This window comes from Maridesulfovibrio salinus (assembly GCF_055394525.1).
Window position 1 is genome coordinate 2,358,068 of sequence record NZ_AP042461.1, and the last position, 19,179, is coordinate 2,377,246.

Here is a 19,179-nt window from a genome sequence, read left to right on the forward strand (position 1 = left end):
TCATAAATCGTGTATATTCAGGCTGTAAACTCTTGCCAATCAAACACCTTACATGGGATAATGAAGTATGATTACGAGAATTACGATTGTCAGCGGTAAAGAAGGAAGTCCCCTGCCTAAAACTTCTCCGGAAGAACTGTTTCAGAGTCATCCTCTCTGGGGTAGAGATATTGAAAAATTCAGTCCCTGGAATAAAGAGGAATCTGAGTACAGAACCTATTCCACATGGCTTTCAGGTTCCAGGACGGGTGTTCCCGTGGCTGTATGCGGGGCATGTGTTTCAAGCCTTGATGTAGCATGGCGGTTGAACGCCCTTGAGGATCTTCCGGAGTGGGGAAGTGTGATAGCTCAGGAGCAGCAGACCGGCAGAGGGCAGGTTCGCAGAGAATGGATTTCTCCTCCGGGTAATTTGTACGGGACCATACGGTGGCCTGCAATGGATAGTGGAAAGCCCGGTGAAGCAAGGCCGGTATGGAACCGTATTCTGCCTCTTATTGTGGGATATCTCACATGCCATGCTCTCAAGGAACTGGGGGTTGAAATACAACTGAAGTGGCCCAACGATATCCTTATCGACGGACGTAAAGCCGGAGGGATTCTCATTGAAGAACGGGGCGGGGTTATCATGGTCGGGATCGGCCTTAACCTGTCATATGCTCCCGGCAGAGAGCTGCTGCGCCCTGATCACGCTGTTCCGGCGGGCAAGATAAATACTGATGAAATGCAGATAGGTCCATTGGAAACCTGGATTGAACTGGTCAAGTATTTCCGCAATAATTTCGATTCCATCATCAACTCACAGGAAGCTGAGAATTTCATCTACGAGCTGGCTGATCAACTGGTCTGGTTCGGTGAAGAAGTGCGCATAGTAGACGGCCCCGGAGAAGTCGATCGGGGGGTAATCTGCGGACTGAGATCTGACGGCGGTCTTGTGATTGAGAAGGATGGAGAAAAACACAGTATCTATTCGGGCTCGATTATGCCTTTATAGATCTGCTTAAATCCTGATTTTTCCTTGACATGCGTTGCATGCTGAGGAAATGGTCTTCTACAGGATGAGGCTGTAAGGGAAGCAGTCTCATTCACTTCCCGGGAAGGGGAAGTTTGTTCCGGAGTTCTTCCGGATAATCTTTGGATATGTCTTTTTTGACTGAGCCCTGTCTTTTTCTCTGGCAGGGTGGTATCTCTATTTATCAACTGTTCTAAAATTTCTATTCAAATACGGAATCCTGATTCAGAAGGTCTTCCAGGTAAAGCCCTTCTGTTAAGATCATGACGCGTAAGGAGGAAGCGATGGCTGGTAAGACGGAAGAAGCTGGCACCGAAAAAAAAGCGGTGGCCGCAGCTCCCAAGAAAGCTCAGAAAAAGAAGCAGCTTGAACAAAAGCTGATTCTTACAGGGGCCGATATAGTTGCAATCGGTGAAGAGGCTGAGCTTTTGGTTGGTGGAAAGAACTACAATACCGCACTGATCAGTCAGGTAGAGGGTATCAGGTCTCCACAGTTCAGGGCTGTCTCTTCTCTAGCATTTCATAAACTTCTCGATGAAACCAGAGTCCACGCAAGTGTTGTCAGATCTGTTGTTGACAGTGAATACAATGCTGTGGACTGGAGCAGTGAGGAAGTAAACAGCGACAGTGAATTTCTACAGAAGTTTGTCCGCTCCATTGCTGGTGTCATCAAGGAAGAGGCCAGTAAGCATTCTGACGACACCCAGATTCAGCTAAGAACCTTCATCAACAACGTTGTTGAGGGTTTTGCAACCTCTCCTGAGGGGATCGACCAGCTTCGTAAGCGCTCCGTTCTTGTGCAAAGTGCAATTCTGTCCGTTGATCTGCCTAAAGAGGTGGAGACAGCTGTCAGGGAAGCTTATCTTTCAATCTGCAAGGATGCGGGGCTTGAGAATGAACCCGTTGCGGTCCGCTCATCTGCCGCAGGTGAAGACAGCCGCAAGAAAGCTTTTGCCGGCCTGCAGGACACTTACCTTAATATTGTGGGTGAAGACCAGTGCGCCACTGCGTATCATTGGGACTGCGCATCCGCATATAATCTGCGCAGCATGACTTACCGCCGTGAGGCTATCCTTGATGCGGTCACGCTTGCTGAGAACACCGGTGACGCTTCAATTGCAGAAGATGCCAAGAAAGAATGGGCTATTGAAAACACCTCTCTTTCCGTCTGCATTATGCGGATGATCAACCCGGTTATCTCCGGTACTGCTTTCAGTGCAGATACTGCCACCGGTTGTCGCGGGACTGATCGTAAGGATCTGGTCTCAATCGATGCAAGCTACGGTCTTGGTGAAGCTGTTGTCGGCGGTATGGTTACCCCCGACAAATTCTATGTTTTTCAGCGTGATGATCATTCAGAAGTTGTTGTCCGTTACATGGGCTGCAAAGATAAAAAGATCGTTTACAACGAAAAGGGTGGTACCAAGGTTGAAAAGGTTCAGGCAGGTGCTGTTTATCGCTGGGCCTTATCGCTGGCCCAGGCGGAGGAAGTAGCCAAGGGAGTACGCTCCATCAGTTCTGCTTATGGCGGGATGATCATGGATACCGAGTTCTGCCTTGATGCAGCAGACCGCCTCTGGTTTGTTCAGGCCCGTCCTGAAACCCGTTGGAACGAGGAGTTTGAACAGCATCCGCATTCCATTTTCATGCGCAGGCTGGAGGTTGATCCGGCTGCACTGGTTGATGCTGAAATTATTCTTGAAGGTAATGGCGCTTCCCGGGGAGCCGGGCAGGGAACAGTCAAGTACCTGCGTTCCGCTCTTGAGCTGAACAAGGTTCACAAGGGCGATATTCTCGCTGCCGAAAGAACTGATCCCGACATGGTTCCGGGAATGCGCATTGCTTCCGGAATTCTTGCCGATGTGGGCGGTGACACCAGCCATGCCGCAATCACATCCCGTGAACTGGGGATTCCGGCCATTATCGGTATTCAGCGTCTTGAAATACTCCGTTCACTTGAAGGGCAGGAAATCACTGTTGACGGTTCACGCGGTCAGGTTTATCGCGGCCTCCTCCCGCTTAATGAAGTTGGCGGAACCATCAATACAGCTGAGCTTCCCGCTACCAAGACCAAAGTCGGCCTTATCCTTGCGGATGTCGGTCAGTCTCTTTTTCTTTCCCGCCTAAGGGATGTTCCTGATTTTGAAGTAGGTCTTCTTCGGGCTGAGTTTATGCTTGCCAACGTGGGCGTTCATCCGCTTGCCCTTGAAGCTTATGACAATGGGACGCTGGACAAACTGGTTCAGGCCAAACTGGACGAGTTGGATGCGCGTCTGACCGCAGTGATGAAATCCCAGTTGGATTCCGGGTTGATTACGCTTAATCTCAAGCTCAGGGAATACGTCGGAGCGCTGACCGGACTTACCGAGGAAATGGATTCACTCGCAGAGGCAAATACCGCGCGGGGAACTGAAGAGGTTCTGGCTATGCACCGCAAGCTCAGAGAGCTTGACAAAAAGCTTGACCATTATCTTGAGCATGCCACTGAGAGCCTCTACGCGCTTAAGACCTCAGTTAAGATTGAGGAGCATGTAAAGGCTGTAATCGGTGCTCATGTTGAGGAAAGTGCAGACTCAAAATTCATCTATAAGCGCACAGAGTCTCTGGATGAGCTCCCCGAGATCCTCGAAAAGGCCAGAACTAATCCCATGGTTCTTGAGCACATCGAGAAGATCAAGGATCTGCGTGAAGAGGTTGCACTTAAAATGGGACTCAAGTCCGAAATGGATGAGGTTACCACTTTAAGACAGCGTATCTCTGATATAATCAAATCCCGTGGACTGCGGACCGGTAAAGAAAACTATATCCAGACTCTTTCACAGGGTCTTGCGCTCTTCGCCCTGGCCTTCTACGGCAAAGATATTGTTTACAGAACAACGGATTTCAAAACCAACGAGTACCACAACCTGCTTGGCGGTCTGCTTTTTGAGCATCACGAGGACAACCCGATGCTCGGCTACCGTGGTGTTTCCAGAAATATTCACGACTGGGAACTGGAAGCCTTCAAGCTTGCGCGCGGCGTATTCGGCGGTAAAAATCTGCACATAATGCTGCCTTTCGTAAGAACCATTGAAGAAGCCCGCAGCATGAAGCGTTACCTTTCCCAGGTTCACAATCTTGAATCAGGCAAAGACGGTCTCAAGCTTATCCTCATGGCTGAAATTCCAAGCAATGCAGTTCTCAGTAAGGAATTTATCAAGGAAGTTGACGGCTTTTCCATCGGCTCCAACGATATGACACAGCTTGTGCTTGGCACAGACCGTGATAACTCCGCTCTCCAGCATATTTATGATGAAGAGGACCCGGCGGTTGTCTGGGCTATCCTGTCCACCATTTTTACCGGTCAGAAGTTCGGTAAGAAAATCGGTTTCTGCGGGCAGGGAGTTTCAAACAGCGTGATTCTCCGTGGAGTTGTCTGCATTGCGGGTATTGTTTCTGCTTCAGTTGTTCCGGATACTTATCTGCAGACTAAGCTTGATATGGCTGCTGTTGAAGCTGAGAACATAAAAGTTAGCGAACTTGGTAAATGGATCAGGGCCAGACACTTCGAAAAGCTTGCTGAGCTGATGGAAGCCAATGGTTACAGCCATATTATCAAGAAGTACAAGACTCCCGAAGATCTTGAAGACTGGTATGAGGGTGAAATCAGGCGGCTCAACGAACAGCTCCGCGATAACATTGATACCCCCAAGGAAGACTTTTATCGTCAGGAAATGGATACTTTCCGCGGAACTTTCCACAAGCCGGTTATCTATTCAGCCTGGGATTGGAGTCAGACCGTTAAAGACGCCTTGCTCCATGCCGGATTTTCCTCATTTGAGGAACAGGAAGCCGCTTTGGAAAAACAGCGTTCCAGAAAGTGGTAGTTTTTACTGCTATAGAGAATTCAAAAGCCGTCCCGATTCGGGACGGCTTTTTTTACGAAAATATTCTAAATGGAAGCCTGAAGAATTACATATAAGCCTTGTCCTGCAACGCTTATCCTTGACATGGAACTGGTGCGCGGGCATATATTTAAGCTAACAGGAGTAATAATGATTAATTCGAAAAGGCTGAATATATTTTTGATAGTGGTGGCTTTGGCTTCCATGTTGCTAAGTGGATGTTCCATGAATTCCAATAATTATGTCGGGCGTGAAGATTCCTACGCTGACCGTGCTCCAAGAAAACTCGGCAGAGGGGTGACAAATGTTTTCAGTGCTCCGCTGGAGATCGTAAACCAGCCCGTGAATATGGCCGCTGAGTCCGATGAGCCGGCAGAGCAGGCAGCCGGATATCTTGGTGGTTTTTTTGTCGGTATTGCCTATGGAGCGGGCAGGATTGTTTCCGGGGCATACGACATTGTGACTTCACCTTTCGGTGGACCTGCTGCCCCGACCATGGACGAAGAATTTGTATCATCTGAGTTTATGGATAAGGTCGATGCCCGCGATAAAACTTATACTGACGTGAGCGGACTTGGAGAATAATTCTCTTTAATACTTGATCTTTAAACCTCCTGAGGTAACCCGATGGAGGTTTTTTTGGGTAAATCAAATACTAATCACAGGTTGTTTAGATGCGAAGAAATATAGTTCTATTGTTATTGGTCGTTTTTGCTTTCTCAGGATGTGCAAATAAAAAAGTGATGAAAGATCAGATTGTTGAAGTTCTCAGGGAGAACCCTCAGATAGTTCTGGAGGCCATGCGGGAAAACAGCATTGATGTGCTTGCAATCGTTGAGCATGGAATTGATGCCCGGGAAAAGGCAAAGCGCGAAGCCCGTTTTGAAGCTGAGATCGCAAATCCTTATAAGCCTGTTTTTCTCCCCGGACGGGCAGTTCTGGGCAATCAGGATGCTCCGGTCACAATCGTAGAGTATACAGATTTTCTTTGTCCTTACTGCAGCAAAGGTGCGAAGGTTGTTCGCAAGTTGGTGAAGGAACACCCTGCAAAGTATAAACTTCTTTTTAAACATCTTCCGCTCCACGAGCAGTCCCGTGAGTTGGCTGCAGTATTTGAAGCCTTGACCATGATTGATACTCAGATGGCTTATAAGTTTCATGATCTGGCCTTTGAAAACCAGAAAGCGCTTTATAATGACAAGGAAGGAATTCTGCTGAAGAAAATCCTTGATCAGCTTGGGGTTGATTTTGCCGCATTACAGAAGAAGCTTGAATCCCCTGAAGTTCGGGAGAGACTGCTCAGTGATGAACGTGAAGCAAGAGAATTCGGTCTTGATGCTACACCTACATTTCTTATTAATGGCGTATCAATAAGGGGATACATGCCGGAGCAGCGTTTTGAAGAAATGGTGGATTTAATTCTGGTCAAGTCTTCCGAATCTGTTCCTGATGATGGTGAGATTTGTGAAGATTGTTTGAATCAGATGTAGCCGGAGCTTGTAATGCGCAATATTGCTAATGTGCCCATGCCTCCGGAGGACCTGCATATTTGTTTCGGAGGGGGAAATTTCAGAGCTGTCGGCAATAAAATGATCAACATCTGCCGAGAAAAACTGGATTTGCGTCCCGATGATATGGTGCTCGACATAGGGTGCGGGATAGGCCGTCTTGCATTTCCTTTGCTTGAGTATCTATCCGATGAAGGAGGGTATGAAGGGTTTGATACTTTTCCAGTGGGCGTAAACTGGTGTTCTGAAAATATTACTCCTGAATTCCCTAATTTTAATTTTCAACTGGTTGATATTTTCAACTCAACATATAACCCGTACGCTCAGGTAAAAGCATCGGATTTTGTCTTTCCATTTGCCGATAATACATTTGATCTGGTCATGCTTAATTCTGTTTTCACCCATATGATGCCGGATGACATTATCAATTACATTAGCCAGATTGACCGGGTCCTTACTGATAGCGGGCGTATTTTCGTCACCTTTTTTCTTGTTAATGAGGAATCTTCGGAGCTTATCAAAGCCGGTAAAAGCGTGCATGATTTTCATAAATACGGAGTTTTTTACACCGCTGACCCCAAAGATCCGATGGATGCTGTGGGTTATGATGAGAGCTTTGTTATTAATATTTTCGAGAAGCACCATTTTTCTATGAAGGAGATCCGTTACGGTGACTGGTGCGGGCGTAAGGCTCCCAACCATCAGGATATTCTACTTTTGATTCGCTAGCTGGGGTGTTTTTTTCATCAACGCGGATGTGTATCTTTTATGGGCAGGAAACATTGCCGTTTAACTTCTTCGGAAATTATACGTGGTGAAAGCCCCGCCTGCTTGGCAATATCGCACAGGTCTTCAAAATTCGGTTTGCGACTGATAAGGTGTCCATCGAATGTTGCTATTTCGATGCGTACCGGAAATTTCTCTCCATCAAGTTCCACTTTGTATTTTTCTACCTTTACGTCAGCCAGATACCGATCAACAACTTTACTGTATATTTCAGTGCTGCCGATGTTCTGCATCAGCATAAGACTAAATTCTTTTTCTTCTCCCGGAGCACATAGTACCGAAAGCAGGCTTGCCGGTCGTCCTTTTCTGGCAGAGGAGGGGGTAACGTAGCAATTATAAGCACCTGCATCCTGCAACCGCTCAATGGTTTGAGAAATTATTCTGCCCGAAACATCCTCCACCAGAGTTTCCAGAAGTATAGCGTGAGTATTGTTCTCAAAGGATGGTATTGTTTCAATCAGGCGCAATACATTGGGTGCTCTTTTCAGCTCCGAACCACCGGTCCCATAGCCTGTTTTTACAGGTGTTGATGTTGGAAAAACCGGAGAAAATTCATCTGCAAGGCACGCAAGAAGTGCCATGCCTGTGAGAGTGCTGAGTTCTGTCTTTTCTGAAGACTCTACTACCGGTATGGCGTTACGGGTGATAATCTCAAGAATTGCTGGAGCAGGTGAGGGGAGTGCTACCGAGTCCATGTTTACACTGCCGTTACCAAGCGCGGGTGGCATGGAGATGATTTTTCCATTCAGGTATCCATGCTGGTCGAGAAGCCAGATTATACCTGAGATCTCAATTATATTTTCGAGATTACCGGCAGGTTTCCGGCTGGAGTGAAGCACCGTGTTCCGTACTTTGGTGATGGTGTTTATGATTTCTAGGCCTTTTTCAAGAGCATCAGGGCTGATTTCCATGAAGTTGGCGATATTTTTAAAGGCACTTCGCAGGTCTTCAGGAGAAGCAAACTCTTCATCATTCAGTTCAAGATCCATTTTTACGGCTTTAAGCCCCATAGAGTTGGTTTGTGAGGATTTAATCGAGGCTGTGCAATGGGTTACTTCACATACCGCTTTATTGAGCAGGGCGAGGCATTCTCCATCGCCTGTCAGATCCAGAAGTGCCGCAAGCATCATGTTTCCGGCAATTCCGGACATCCTTGGGTCAATTATCAAGGATTTCATGGAGTAAGACCTCCTCAGCTTAATCACTTTTTAAATGAGTGGACTTGCCAACTGTAAATGGTCTTGATTGATCGTAGAAAAAGCATTTATTATAGAGACCATCTCAGTGTAACAGCTTTTCTAGGCTCTGCAACCAGTGTTTATAGTCTTCCGGCAGAGTGGCAGACATCTGCTACTGGCAAATTGTTTACGGCAGAGAGTCGCTTATGTCAGGGGATTCTTTTGTCATTTTGCAGCGCGCTGAAATATTGAATTATTTGATTACGCTGAATGGTTGTTGTAGCGGGCTGTCTTCTGCTAGAGTAATCATAGTAACGATTTGAATCTAGTTGAATTCCATACCTGTAAAATGAGGATATTGTTTTGGTTAGAAAAGTAATTCTGACGTCCATACTACTGATACTGTGTTGCTGCAGTTTAGCTTTTGCGGCTGCGGAGAGGGTTGTTTTTTACCCTTCCGGTGCGGATTTTTCTCAGAAAGTCAGTGTTCCGGTTAAATCTGATGATAATGGTAAATATGTGCTTTTCAATCTGTCTGGACAGGCTGTTCCGGATACTTTCAGTATTGCCGCTCTTTCTAAAGGAGTTGCGGTTAATGATGTGGCCTGGACCAGAAATGATCTTTCCAGATCACCCGCTGCTTTGGAGCTAGGCAAGAAAATTGATCAGCTGAAATTCAAGCTTGCCGCTGTAAAATCGCAGAAGCAAGCAGTTCAAGGTGGTGTTTTGTTCTGGACTGAGCGTGGACGAATGCAGGAAACCAAAACTTCTGAACTGGGTAAGATAGCTGATCTGGTTGTTAGCAATCTTTCCAGACTTTATGAGAGTTCGGCAAAACTTGATGTAAAGATTCGTGAGTTGAATGAACTCATCGCTGATCTGCAGCGTCAGTTAAACGAAGTCAGCGGCAGAGATAAGATGAGCTGGAAAGTCAAGGTTTCTGTAGCTGCTGAGGGGATTGACAATGCGGACTTCAGAATCAGTTACATGCTGAGAAATTGCGGCTGGACTCCCAAGTATAAACTTGACGCATATCCGGATCAGAAGACTGTGAAATTCACTTTTGAGGCAGAGATACATCAGGGAAGTGGTGTTGATTTCAAGAACTGTGATGTCGCTCTTGCTACTGTAAAGAAATGGTCACGTATTGCTCCGCCCGAGCTTGGACGCTGGGTTATCAGACCTGAGCCGGAAGTGGAGGCTGCGCCGCAGAGGATGATGATGGATTCTGCAAATGTTGCCATGGAAGCTGCCGTTGCTCCGCGTATGCTTAAAGCGGAAGGGAGGCCCAGAAGAGTAACAAAGGCTACATATTCTCTCTGGGAGCTTGGTAGAAAGACTATTCCGGCCGGGGCCACCCGTAAGTATGCAGTTGAGTCTGAGAGTTGGAAAGCTGATTTCACTTTCCTTGCCCGTCCGTCATTGACTCCTGAGGTCTTTGTATCTGCTAAATCCGAAATGAAGACTGCTAAAGACTATCCCTCCGGACCTGTCCTTGTTTTTATGGAAGGAGCTATGATAGGCAAACAGTCTTTTAATTTCTCGGGTAAAGAGAAAACCATGTATTTTGGTTCTGATCCGATGCTGAAAGCTGAACGTAAGATACTTGAAAAGCAGTCCGGTGAAAAAGGGTTGTTCGGTTCCAAGCAGACATTCAACTGGAAATATAGAGTTGAACTGAAAAATGACCGGAAAGCTCCGGTAGAGATTCTTGTGCAGGAGCCTTCACCTGTCCCGGGCGATAAGAGAATTAAACTTGAAGTTGAATCAACACCGGAAGCTGAAATCAAGGATGATAACTTTGAGTGGAAAATAAGTGTTGCCTCTGAGAGTGAAAGCAGTCTTGAATATGCAGTCGGTATGAAAGCCCCTGAAGACATGAATGTAAATTTAGGTCTTGGAAGGTAAACAGCTGATTGGGAATCTGATTTGTTTTAAGAGGCTATTTTAGAAATAGTCAGGTAGGAAACTCTATATTAGCCAATATGGCACTTGGAGATTAAAGAGGTTTCAAAGTCCTGTAAGCTTAAATGCTCATCTAATATTCAGTTTTAAGAGGCTGGTTAAGCCTTTATGAGCAGTTTAGATCCCGCTTCATTATACAATGAAGCGGGATATTTTTTTTGGGGTATGTGGCTACAAGACGATCATTGCTGCTACCCACGGTGCGATCAGTAGAATAGGCAGCAGTCGGAAGATTCTGCTTGTATTTATCTTATTGTTTATTGCTATTTTCTCTTTTGGTCTGTTGGCGATAAAGGTCGGCAGTATAGATTTGTAATCCAGAATATTAATTGTGACAGCAAGAAGAGGGAGAGTTATGCAAGCGGCTTTGATGAATTCGAGGTCTTCGGTCTGCAGGGCAAGAATCATGGAAACAATGAGCAGGGCATTGGTGACAAGAGTCCACAGCAGCAGGCTTGTTCCTGCTGTAGTCCAGAATGTTTTTCTTCTGTGAGGCTTCGTGTTACCCGAAAGCAGGTATAAACTTTTATCAGGCTTGGCTGTCTTAGCTATTGCATAGTTTTCCATAGATGACCTCGGTTCTTATGTCTGGTTATTCTGACTGGTTTTCTCCTTATGCTTGTATGAAGAATAACCGTGGTTAATGTTTAAATCATGTAGAAGAAGTTACCGAAATGTGTCGATGTTGTTTCGATGATCAACTGTGTGAATCATATAGTAATAAAAAAACAAAGGCCGTAACTATTCAAAGTTACGGCCTTAATTTTGATTGTCTGCTGGTGCTGCTTAGAAATTGAAGCCCATTGTCAGACCAACGATGTGGGTTACTGCATCTTTGGTGCTGGTATCGAGGATACCAGAACTGGCAGATCTTGCTTCTATGTTTCGCTCTTTCATCCACAGGTACATGTAGGATGCGTCTACAGAGAAGTTTTCATAGGTCCAGCCCAAACCGCCGGAAACGATCTGACGGTCGTTTGTGGGCAGCATGTAGTCCTCATATCCTTTACGGATGGGGCTCTGGTCGTATACGTAACCGGCGCGAAGAGCGAGATTCTCAATCGGTTCGTATTCAACACCGAACTGGAATCTCCAAACATCCTGCCATTTTTTCTGAACAGTTACGGAGTTTAAGCCAATTGCATCGGTGTCATTGAATTCGTATGTGAGTTCGCTGTAGTCACTCCACTGAGACCAGATAGCGTCAAACTCAACGCTGAGGTTGTCCATGATGTTATAGGAAGTACCGAACATGAACATGTTGGGAGTTTTCATACCCATGGTGATATCTGTGTCATTGTAAAAGGCAGTGGTCACACTGGCAGGACGTTCATAGGTTGCTTCCCCGTCTGCTTTGTGACGCATTTTACTGCGCCAGGAAAAACCGATTGCCCAGTCTTTGGTAGGTGTGATCCTGATACCAACGTTCATTCCGGGAGTCAGACCGTCAACTCTGATTCGCTGATCTACATCGGAAGCTGTGGTGTTGGGATCATAAGTTCTTGAAGCATCGATCTTTTTACGGAGATCGGCTTTGACGTACATGAATTCGATACCTGCAGCTACAGAAAGGTATTCGTTGAATTTGTAAGCGATGTTCGGGTTGAGGGAGTAACTCTCGATAGAAGTATCATATGAAGAGTACCTGCCCTGCCAGTTTTCACTGTATTCAGTTCCAAGTCCGAATCTTGTAAAAGCACCAACACCAAGCCATACATTATCATTGATCTGGTGTGTCACGTATGCGTGAGGAACAACGAATGTTTTTTCTTTAATATCTGTATCTGTGTCTACACCGCCATAAGTAGTGGTCAGTGTATTCTTGGGTGAGATCGCTGCTGCACCGACAAGGGTGTGGGTTCCTTTGAGCTGTGTAATGCCCGCAGGGTTCCATGCAACGGCTGATGGATCATCCGCTCTTGCGATCATAGTGCCGCCCATTGCATCACCTCTTGCACTCCATTCATAGAGAGCAAAAGCGGAAGCTTCAGCTTTGCTGCCTATCCCTGGGACCATTGCAAGTCCCGCCAGTATAAAGAGCACGCTCAAGCATGCTGTAAACCTAGCCTTCATAATCACTCCTTAAAAAAAACGGAAATGCGTATGACTACAATATAGAAAATTGTAAGTCTCCCCTTACTGAAATAGTGCTTACTGACTATCTTGAATGTTAAACTGTGTAAAGTAAATTTAACGCAAATGTAAATTGTTGTGAAAATAACAAAAGGTGTAATTCATATTAAGTATTCATACATGTGTGTATGTAAAATAGTTGCAGTGATATGTTGTGTATTAATCTTCATGTGACAATGCAAAAGATTATTAATGAATTGTTTATTTATGGTTTTGTATTGTAATGTGTCTTGTGTTGGTATTTAATGTGTCTCAGTGCGTCAATTCAAGATGTAGCTTTGAATGATATTGGATTCATTAAATTAAAATTTAAGAGAATAATGATATTTCTTTGTCGTTTAAAACAAAAAAAAGCAGCCACCAACGGTGGCTGCTTTTATGAATTATGGATTAATTGGCCAGAATCAACGTGTGAAATAAGCCAGGTATTCCTGATTACCTTTGGGGCCTTTAATACTTGAAGGGACCAGTCCTTTAAGGTGAAGTCCCAACTCGGATGAGGCAAAACCGATGATCATATCAACCGCCTGCTTTCTTAATGATTCATCACGTACAACGCCTTTATCGGTCTGACCGGGGCCGACTTCGAACTGGGGTTTGATAAGGCAGACTATTTCACCTGATTCCTTCAGGAAGCGGACCAGTGCAGGAAGAATTTTAGTCAAAGATATAAAGGAAACATCACAGACTGCAAGGTCCACCTTTTCCGGGATCAGATCTTGTTCAGCATGGCGAAGATTGATTCTTTCAAGGTTTGTGACTCGTTCGTCCTGTTGCAGTTTCCAGTGCAGTTGTCCATAACCGACATCAGCTGCATAGACCCGCAAGGCACCGAACTGAAGCATGCAATCGGTGAAACCGCCTGTAGAAGCTCCGGCATCGAGCGCCACTTTGCCTTTTGGGTCGAGTCCCAGCTCTTCAATAGCAGTCAAAAGCTTGTAACCACCACGGCTTACAAAACGGTCACGCCCTTTGACTACAATTTCTAAATCGGGATCAAGCTGCATTCCCGGTTTGGTCACCGGGAGTTTCTGACCATCTTTAAGATAATGAGCCTGCCCGGCCATGATTAGACGCTTAGCCTGCTCTCGACTTTCTGAAAGTCCCTGAGCAAATAGCATCTGGTCGGCGCGTTCCTTCTTTGCCACTTATTTTTTCTCCAGTCCAAGCATAGAAACGACGTTGCCAGCTGCTTTTGAAATGTAGTCAGACTCCGAGAGATTGTCTTTTTCTGCACCCTCGATAACCAGTTCGGGTTTATTGGCTTTAGACGCGTCAGGAGTGACTTCGTATTCTGCAGGGAAATCATTCTGGTAGTACATATCCTGAAAGCCTACAAATTTGAGCTGGTGCGCTGTGGAATCCAGAACGGCAGATTCACTTTCGCTGATCAGTCCCAGTTCCTTGGCACGGATGAGTCCTGCAAAGCATTCTCCTCCCTGAGTGCAGGCGATATGGCCGTGGGAGTTGGCGAGAAGCATGGAATCCATGATCATTTGTTCTGTCACCTGAACAACCTGAAATGATTTTTTGCCGCCTATGCCTTCGAATTTCTCTGCAAAATGTTTGACGCGGGGGAAGGATACAGGGTTACCGATCATGGCAGCCTGAGCAACTGAAGGTTGTACCTTGACGGGTTTGTATTCGCGTTCATTAGGATCTTCAACAGAGTAATAGCGGTAGACCGGATCGGCATGAGCGGACTGTACACCAAAAATGCGGGGCAGATCAGTTATGATTTCAAGCTCATACAGTTTCAGGAAACCAGCCATTATCGCGGTAATGTTACCTGCGTTTCCGATGGGCACGAAGATACACTTGTTTTTGAGGTCCCAATCGTACCATTGGGCAACTTCAAAAGCGTAGGATTCCTGTCCGAGAATTCTCCACGAGTTCTTGGAGTTGAGAAGAGCCACGCGGTAATTGTCCGCCAGATGTTCAACTACTTTCATGCAGTCATCAAATACACCGGGGACTTCCAGAACCTTGGCGCCGCTACCCAGAGGCTGTGCCAACTGCTGGGGAGTGACTTTGCCCTGAGGCAGGATGACAACGGATTTAACCGGGCCATCCATATATGAGGCATAGAGAGCTGCCGCAGCTGAAGTGTCTCCTGTGGAAGCGCAGACAGTGAGGATCTCGTCCCAGTCATTTTTATTGAGAAGGGCATTGATGTAGCTGAACGCGCAGGCCATTCCGCGGTCCTTGAAGGAGGCACTGGGGTTCTGTCCATCGTTTTTGTATGCGGTTTTGATTCCGGTTACATCATTGATGGCTTTGCTGGAAGCTACTATAGGAGTGTTGCCTTCTCCGAGATAAAGTATTTCATCTTCATTCATCACCGGAGCAAAAAGCTCATAGAAGCGGAAGATACCACGAAGGCTGTCGTTTTTGGTTCCTGCACGGGCATCGAATATTTCCCGCCATTCCCTGCCGCTGGTTTTCTTGAGCTCATCGAATGTCAGGTCTTCAAGAATGAATACGGAGCCGCATTCGGGACAGGTGTAGTGCAGTTCGTTGATATCGTATCTGGCATTACAACCGAGACAGTGGTATTCCATTTTGCCGCGATATTTCGGAAAATCATTTGCAAGACTCATAGTTTCCTCCGCTGGAGATATTTTTGTTGCCGCCGGCGGCCCTCCGGGGTCCAGAGAAACTTTTATTAGGGCTTCGCCGATAGGGATGTTTGAAATTTAGATATCAAAGAAAGTTCTTCCCCGTGTGAAATTTGTGGGGAAAAGTATCAATCTTTAAACCTGCATTATTTATAAAAAGCAGGACTGAGGGCTGATTTCATATCAATAGCAAAATGAGCTTTAGAGATGAAAATAAACCCTCAAGGATTCCAAAGGGGATTATCCCCTTTGGCCGCCGGAGGCGAAATTAATTTATAATTAGTGCGTAGCACATCAAATTTAAGCAGGCCATATTCGGGGAATGCTCATGGCGAACATCCATACACCGAGGCTTAGTTTGATTGCCATTCCAAAAGCTTTGCCCCAAAAGGCCCCACATGCAGAATGTTTAGCTTCTTCGAGGCTTCTTCCGTGGGTCAGTTCCAATACAAGACAGCCTCCGAAAGAACCGAGCAGAGCTCCGGGGAGCGCACCAAGGCCGAAGAAAAAGGGTGCTCCTAAAATAGCTCCGCCAATGGCGCCGATAAATGCCCCGATGTTTCCGCGTCCGGTTGCCCCATATTTCTTACCTCCGAAATACTGGGTAACAAATTCGAGAATTTCGCCTACGGTTGCAATTGCCCCCAGGATTATTACAAAATTCCAGGTCATTGCTTCCGGCTGATACAGTTTCCAGCCTGTGGCAAGAGCCAGTATCAGCCAGTTGCCGGGCAGTCCGAATATGTGCAGAGCCAGTGACCCAAGCATGAGCAGGATTACAAGCACTGCGAGAGCTGTGATCATTCGCTAGTCCTCAACTTCTCTGAGGTCGACTACACGCTGAGCTTTACCTTCAGTTTTGGGTATTGAGTTGTGCTGTACCAGTTCAACTCTGGGGGTGATGAGAATTTCATCCCTGAGCATGGAGGCTATTTTTTTCTGAACCCCTTGAAGTGCGCGCATGTCTTCAACAAAGAATTCTTCTTTGATTTCAACTTTGACCCTAATCTGGTCCATCAATCCTTCCTTGATCAGTTCAATAACATAGTTCTGACCGACTTCGGGGATTCCCATGATAATTTTTTCGATCTGCATGGGGTAGATGTTAACGCCTTTAAGGATCAGCATGTCATCAGCGCGGCCCATAATACGGTCAATGCGGCGTGAGGTCCTTCCACATTTACATTTTCCGGGCAGGAAGCGGGTCAGATCCCGGGTGCGGTAGCGGATTATGGGCATTCCTTCACGGGTGAGGGTGGTCATAACCAGTTCACCTATCTCGCCTTCCTCTACATGCTCACCGGTTTCGGGATTGATTATTTCGGCAATGTAGGAATCTTCCCAGACATGCATACCGTTTTGCTCCGTGCATTCGAATGCCACCCCGGGGCCGTTCATTTCTGAAAGACCGTAGGAGTTGTAGGCCTTGATCTGCATCAGCTCTTCAATTTTACGGCGGGTATGCTCAGTATGCGGTTCCGCACCTATTAATGCCACTTTCCAGGGCATATCCGCAGGATCAAAGCCTTCATCACGTACTTTTGCCGCAAAGTAGAGGGCAAATGAGGGAATTATGTGCAGACCGGTCACGTTGAAATCGCGTATCAGCTTAATCTGGCGTTTGGTATTGCCGGCTCCGGATGGAATTGTGAGGCAGCCGAGTCTTTCTGCACCGTAATGTATTCCAAGCCCGCCTGTAAAAAGGCCATACCCGGACATGTTCTGGAAAATATCACTGTTACGCAGTCCTACGGCATACATGCAGCGGGCCATTAGATCGGCCCATGTATCGAGGTCTTTCTGGGTATAAAGAATAGCGGTCGGAGTTCCTGTGGTGCCTGAAGAGGCATGCAGGCGCACAAAATTTTCAAGCGGCTGAGTCAGAAGTCCATAAGGATATTGGGATCTGAGATCGTCCTTTGTGGTGAATGGCAGCTTAGTAATATCGGCGGGGCTGGAAATTATTGAAGGATCAATTTTGTGCTTTTTGAAAACTTCACTGTAATACGGAGAGTTTGCCGCCTGCTCGATTGTTTCTTTTAACCTTTCAACCTGGAGTTTTTCCAGTTCGTTCTTTTCGAGTGTTTCGGCTTTGTGGAAGTACATACACTTTCTCCGTATAAATGTTAGCAGTGAGTCACGCCATAAATATGCTTCCGTTATTCATCATATTCAGACGGGTATGGTTCGGCAGCAAGGTTTTCAAAGGCAGTATAGCTGCCAAAAAAGGCCAGTTCGACAATCCCGGTAGGTCCGTTTCGCTGTTTACCGATGATTACTTCCGCTTTGTTGTTCAGCGGTTTATCCTCTTTTTTATTGTAAAAATCTTCACGATACAGAAAGAGAATAATATCGGCGTCCTGTTCGATAGCTCCGGATTCACGCAGGTCAGACATCATTGGACGTTTGTCGGTGCGTTCCTCAACTTTACGGTTGAGCTGCGACAGGGCGATGACAGGGACATTCAGCTCTTTTGCAAGAGCCTTCAGGGATCTGGAAATATCGGAAATTTCCTGTTCACGGGAGTCAGTCCGGGCACTGGAGCGCATGAGCTGAAGGTAATCAATCATGATCAGCCCCAGATTGTGCTGGGATTTGAGCCTGCGGCAGCGGGCTCTGAGTTCCATGGTGGAAATTGCTGGGGTATCATCAATAAAGATGGGGGCTTCTGTCAAGTCCTGAGCTGCATCATATAGCTTTGCCCAGTCTTCATCATCAAGCTGTCCGGTTCTTAACCGTGAAAGATCAACTTTCCCGTGGCAGGCAAGCATACGGGTCATCAACTGTCCCATGGCCATTTCAAGAGAGAAAACGGCAGTAGTCACTCCGCTATGAAGAGCCGCGCGCATGGCAACGTTCAGGGCGAAGGCTGTCTTACCCATACTCGGGCGTCCTGCAATAATGATCAGGTCCGAGTTCTGCAGACCCGCGGTCATTTCATCAAACTTATGATAGGTAGTGGTAATACCTGTGACCAGTGACTTCTGTGACACTCTGCTTTCAAGTTCCTGAAAGACGTCCTTGATCAGCTCTTTACTGCCTTTAATCGTGGTGTTCTTTTTTGCGTCAGTGATCTCAAAGATGGACTGCTCGGAATGGTCCAGCAGTTCTTTTACATCCTGGGCTTCGAAGCTTTCGTTGATGATCCCGGCAGCTGTATCGATCAGTTTGCGCTGAATTGATTTTTCAGCAACGATCTCAGCATGGTAAATTGCGTTGGCAGAGCTTACTACAGAGTTGGCGAGTTCAGCGAGATAGACCGGTCCGCCTACAGAGTCGATTCTTTGTCCGGCCGTCAGGTATTCGTTGACTGTAACCAGATCTATAGGGGCGTTCTTGGAATAAAGCGCTTCAAAACAGCGGAAGATTTCCTGATGGGCAGGGGAGTAGAAATCGTCTGAGTTGACGATATCAACGAGGTCGTTGAAAATTGTATTGCTTAGAAATACCCCGCCAAGCACGGCTTGTTCAGCTTCGAGGTTGTTCGGGGGGACTTTACGTAAAAGTTCGGACGAAGCGTCATTAGACGCTCCGCCCGATTTGTAGTCTGAGCCGGATTTATGCTTCTTCTGTTTCTGCATCTGCTGCAACGTCTTCTGCTGCGGTTTCTGCTTCTACTTCTTCTGCAGGCTCTTCATCAATGGGTCTGCCAACTTTGGCAACAACCAGCTTTACTTCACCGCGAACTTCGGGGTGGAGCTTGATTTCGATTGCATATTCGCCAAGTGCGCGAATAGGCTCGGGCAGCAGTATTTTTCTGCGGTCGATTTCGAAATCCATTTCTTCGAGGGCTTCAGCGATGTTAACTGCGGTAACGGAACCGTAGAGTTTATCGCCTTCACCAACGCGTACTTCAATTTTAACTTCAACTTCAGCCAGTCTGTCTCTAAGACCTTCAGCCTGGGTGCGCAGGTTGTCAGCCATTTCCTGAAGCTTTCTCTTTTCAAGCTCGAACTGCTTGATGTTTGCTTCAGAAGCAGGCATTGCCAGTCCCTGAGGGATAAGGTAGTTGCGACCGTAACCGGATTTAACGGATACGATATCACCAAGGCGTCCAAGAGCGTCTACATCGGCACGTAAAATAAGTTTCATATCGTC

The 19,179-nt window shown here is 46.5% G+C and carries 15 protein-coding genes; 6 read left to right on the forward strand and 9 right to left on the reverse strand.

What is annotated here, in order from left to right; all coding sequences use genetic code 11:
* The first annotated feature begins 67 nt into the window (after positions 1-67).
* From ACZ5PW_RS10615 to ACZ5PW_RS10635, 5 genes are all read left to right on the forward strand, one after another.
* Positions 68-991, forward strand: a complete 924-nt coding sequence (locus ACZ5PW_RS10615) for a biotin--[acetyl-CoA-carboxylase] ligase (protein ID WP_464553099.1) — start codon at positions 68-70, stop codon at positions 989-991.
* 302 nt (positions 992-1,293) lie between these two features.
* Positions 1,294-4,875 carry a PEP/pyruvate-binding domain-containing protein gene (locus tag ACZ5PW_RS10620; RefSeq protein ID WP_464553101.1) on the forward strand — a complete coding sequence of 1,194 codons (3,582 nt, stop codon included), beginning with the start codon at positions 1,294-1,296 and terminating at the stop codon, positions 4,873-4,875.
* A 168-nt stretch (positions 4,876-5,043) separates the two neighbouring features.
* On the forward strand, positions 5,044-5,478 hold the full coding sequence (locus ACZ5PW_RS10625) for an exosortase system-associated protein, TIGR04073 family (RefSeq protein ID WP_464553103.1): 435 nt from the start codon (positions 5,044-5,046) through the stop codon (positions 5,476-5,478).
* A gap of 158 nt (positions 5,479-5,636) precedes the next feature.
* Positions 5,637-6,383 (forward strand): DsbA family protein, encoded by a 747-nt coding sequence (locus tag ACZ5PW_RS10630; RefSeq protein ID WP_464560391.1) that lies wholly within the window; start codon positions 5,637-5,639, stop codon positions 6,381-6,383.
* 12 nt (positions 6,384-6,395) lie between these two features.
* Positions 6,396-7,130 (forward strand): class I SAM-dependent methyltransferase, encoded by a 735-nt coding sequence (locus ACZ5PW_RS10635; RefSeq protein WP_464553106.1) that lies wholly within the window; start codon positions 6,396-6,398, stop codon positions 7,128-7,130.
* Between the two features lie 17 nt (positions 7,131-7,147).
* On the opposite strand, the gene larC2 is transcribed toward ACZ5PW_RS10635, so the two are convergent.
* Positions 7,148-8,365 (reverse strand): nickel pincer cofactor biosynthesis protein LarC2, encoded by a 1,218-nt coding sequence (gene larC2 / locus ACZ5PW_RS10640; protein WP_464553108.1) that lies wholly within the window; start codon positions 8,363-8,365, stop codon positions 7,148-7,150.
* A 363-nt stretch (positions 8,366-8,728) separates the two neighbouring features.
* Between larC2 and ACZ5PW_RS10645 the strand changes: the two genes are divergently transcribed.
* Entirely contained in the window at positions 8,729-10,273 is a 1,545-nt protein-coding gene (locus ACZ5PW_RS10645) for a DUF4139 domain-containing protein (RefSeq protein ID WP_464553110.1), read from the forward strand.
* A gap of 228 nt (positions 10,274-10,501) precedes the next feature.
* On the opposite strand, the gene ACZ5PW_RS10650 is transcribed toward ACZ5PW_RS10645, so the two are convergent.
* The 8 genes from ACZ5PW_RS10650 to rplI all read right to left on the reverse strand — a co-directional run bounded on the left by ACZ5PW_RS10650 (position 10,502) and on the right by rplI (position 19,173).
* A complete protein-coding gene (locus ACZ5PW_RS10650) occupies positions 10,502-10,897 on the reverse strand; it encodes a hypothetical protein (RefSeq protein WP_464553113.1) in 396 nt (131 codons plus the stop codon).
* Between the two features lie 219 nt (positions 10,898-11,116).
* Entirely contained in the window at positions 11,117-12,403 is a 1,287-nt protein-coding gene (locus ACZ5PW_RS10655) for an OmpP1/FadL family transporter (RefSeq protein WP_464553117.1), read from the reverse strand.
* A gap of 464 nt (positions 12,404-12,867) precedes the next feature.
* Positions 12,868-13,611, reverse strand: coding sequence for a TlyA family RNA methyltransferase (locus ACZ5PW_RS10660; RefSeq protein WP_464553120.1), 744 nt, complete (start codon positions 13,609-13,611; stop codon positions 12,868-12,870).
* Complete coding sequence (gene thrC / locus ACZ5PW_RS10665) at positions 13,612-15,063, reverse strand: threonine synthase (protein WP_464553123.1); 1,452 nt, start codon at positions 15,061-15,063, stop codon at positions 13,612-13,614. It lies immediately after the preceding gene.
* Between the two features lie 318 nt (positions 15,064-15,381).
* Positions 15,382-15,885: a DUF456 domain-containing protein gene (locus ACZ5PW_RS10670; protein WP_464553127.1), complete on the reverse strand. Its 504-nt coding sequence runs from the start codon at positions 15,883-15,885 to the stop codon at positions 15,382-15,384.
* Positions 15,886-15,888: 3 nt separating this feature from the next.
* On the reverse strand, positions 15,889-17,187 hold the full coding sequence (locus ACZ5PW_RS10675) for a phenylacetate--CoA ligase family protein (protein WP_464553129.1): 1,299 nt from the start codon (positions 17,185-17,187) through the stop codon (positions 15,889-15,891).
* Positions 17,188-17,240: 53 nt separating this feature from the next.
* Positions 17,241-18,662 carry a replicative DNA helicase gene (gene dnaB, locus ACZ5PW_RS10680; RefSeq protein ID WP_464553133.1) on the reverse strand — a complete coding sequence of 474 codons (1,422 nt, stop codon included), beginning with the start codon at positions 18,660-18,662 and terminating at the stop codon, positions 17,241-17,243.
* On the reverse strand, positions 18,640-19,173 hold the full coding sequence (rplI, locus tag ACZ5PW_RS10685) for a 50S ribosomal protein L9 (RefSeq protein WP_464553136.1): 534 nt from the start codon (positions 19,171-19,173) through the stop codon (positions 18,640-18,642). The genes dnaB and rplI overlap by 23 nt, the downstream gene beginning before the upstream one ends.
* Positions 19,174-19,179: the final 6 nt, after the last annotated feature.

What these genes read in the sequence shown, in the direction of transcription:
- ACZ5PW_RS10615 (WP_464553099.1), top strand. Translation starts at nt 68, where the DNA reads ATGATTACGAGAATTACGATTGTCAGCGGTAAAGAAGGAAGTCCCCTG.
- ACZ5PW_RS10620 (WP_464553101.1), top strand. Translation starts at nt 1,294, where the DNA reads ATGGCTGGTAAGACGGAAGAAGCTGGCACCGAAAAAAAAGCGGTGGCC.
- ACZ5PW_RS10625 (WP_464553103.1), top strand. Translation starts at nt 5,044, where the DNA reads ATGATTAATTCGAAAAGGCTGAATATATTTTTGATAGTGGTGGCTTTG.
- ACZ5PW_RS10630 (WP_464560391.1), top strand. Translation starts at nt 5,637, where the DNA reads ATGAAAGATCAGATTGTTGAAGTTCTCAGGGAGAACCCTCAGATAGTT.
- ACZ5PW_RS10635 (WP_464553106.1), top strand. Translation starts at nt 6,396, where the DNA reads ATGCGCAATATTGCTAATGTGCCCATGCCTCCGGAGGACCTGCATATT.
- larC2 (WP_464553108.1), bottom strand. Translation starts at nt 8,365, where the DNA reads ATGAAATCCTTGATAATTGACCCAAGGATGTCCGGAATTGCCGGAAAC.
- ACZ5PW_RS10650 (WP_464553113.1), bottom strand. Translation starts at nt 10,897, where the DNA reads ATGGAAAACTATGCAATAGCTAAGACAGCCAAGCCTGATAAAAGTTTA.
- ACZ5PW_RS10655 (WP_464553117.1), bottom strand. Translation starts at nt 12,403, where the DNA reads ATGAAGGCTAGGTTTACAGCATGCTTGAGCGTGCTCTTTATACTGGCG.
- thrC (WP_464553123.1), bottom strand. Translation starts at nt 15,063, where the DNA reads ATGAGTCTTGCAAATGATTTTCCGAAATATCGCGGCAAAATGGAATAC.
- ACZ5PW_RS10670 (WP_464553127.1), bottom strand. Translation starts at nt 15,885, where the DNA reads ATGATCACAGCTCTCGCAGTGCTTGTAATCCTGCTCATGCTTGGGTCA.
- ACZ5PW_RS10675 (WP_464553129.1), bottom strand. Translation starts at nt 17,187, where the DNA reads ATGTACTTCCACAAAGCCGAAACACTCGAAAAGAACGAACTGGAAAAA.
- dnaB (WP_464553133.1), bottom strand. Translation starts at nt 18,662, where the DNA reads ATGCAGAAACAGAAGAAGCATAAATCCGGCTCAGACTACAAATCGGGC.
- rplI (WP_464553136.1), bottom strand. Translation starts at nt 19,173, where the DNA reads ATGAAACTTATTTTACGTGCCGATGTAGACGCTCTTGGACGCCTTGGT.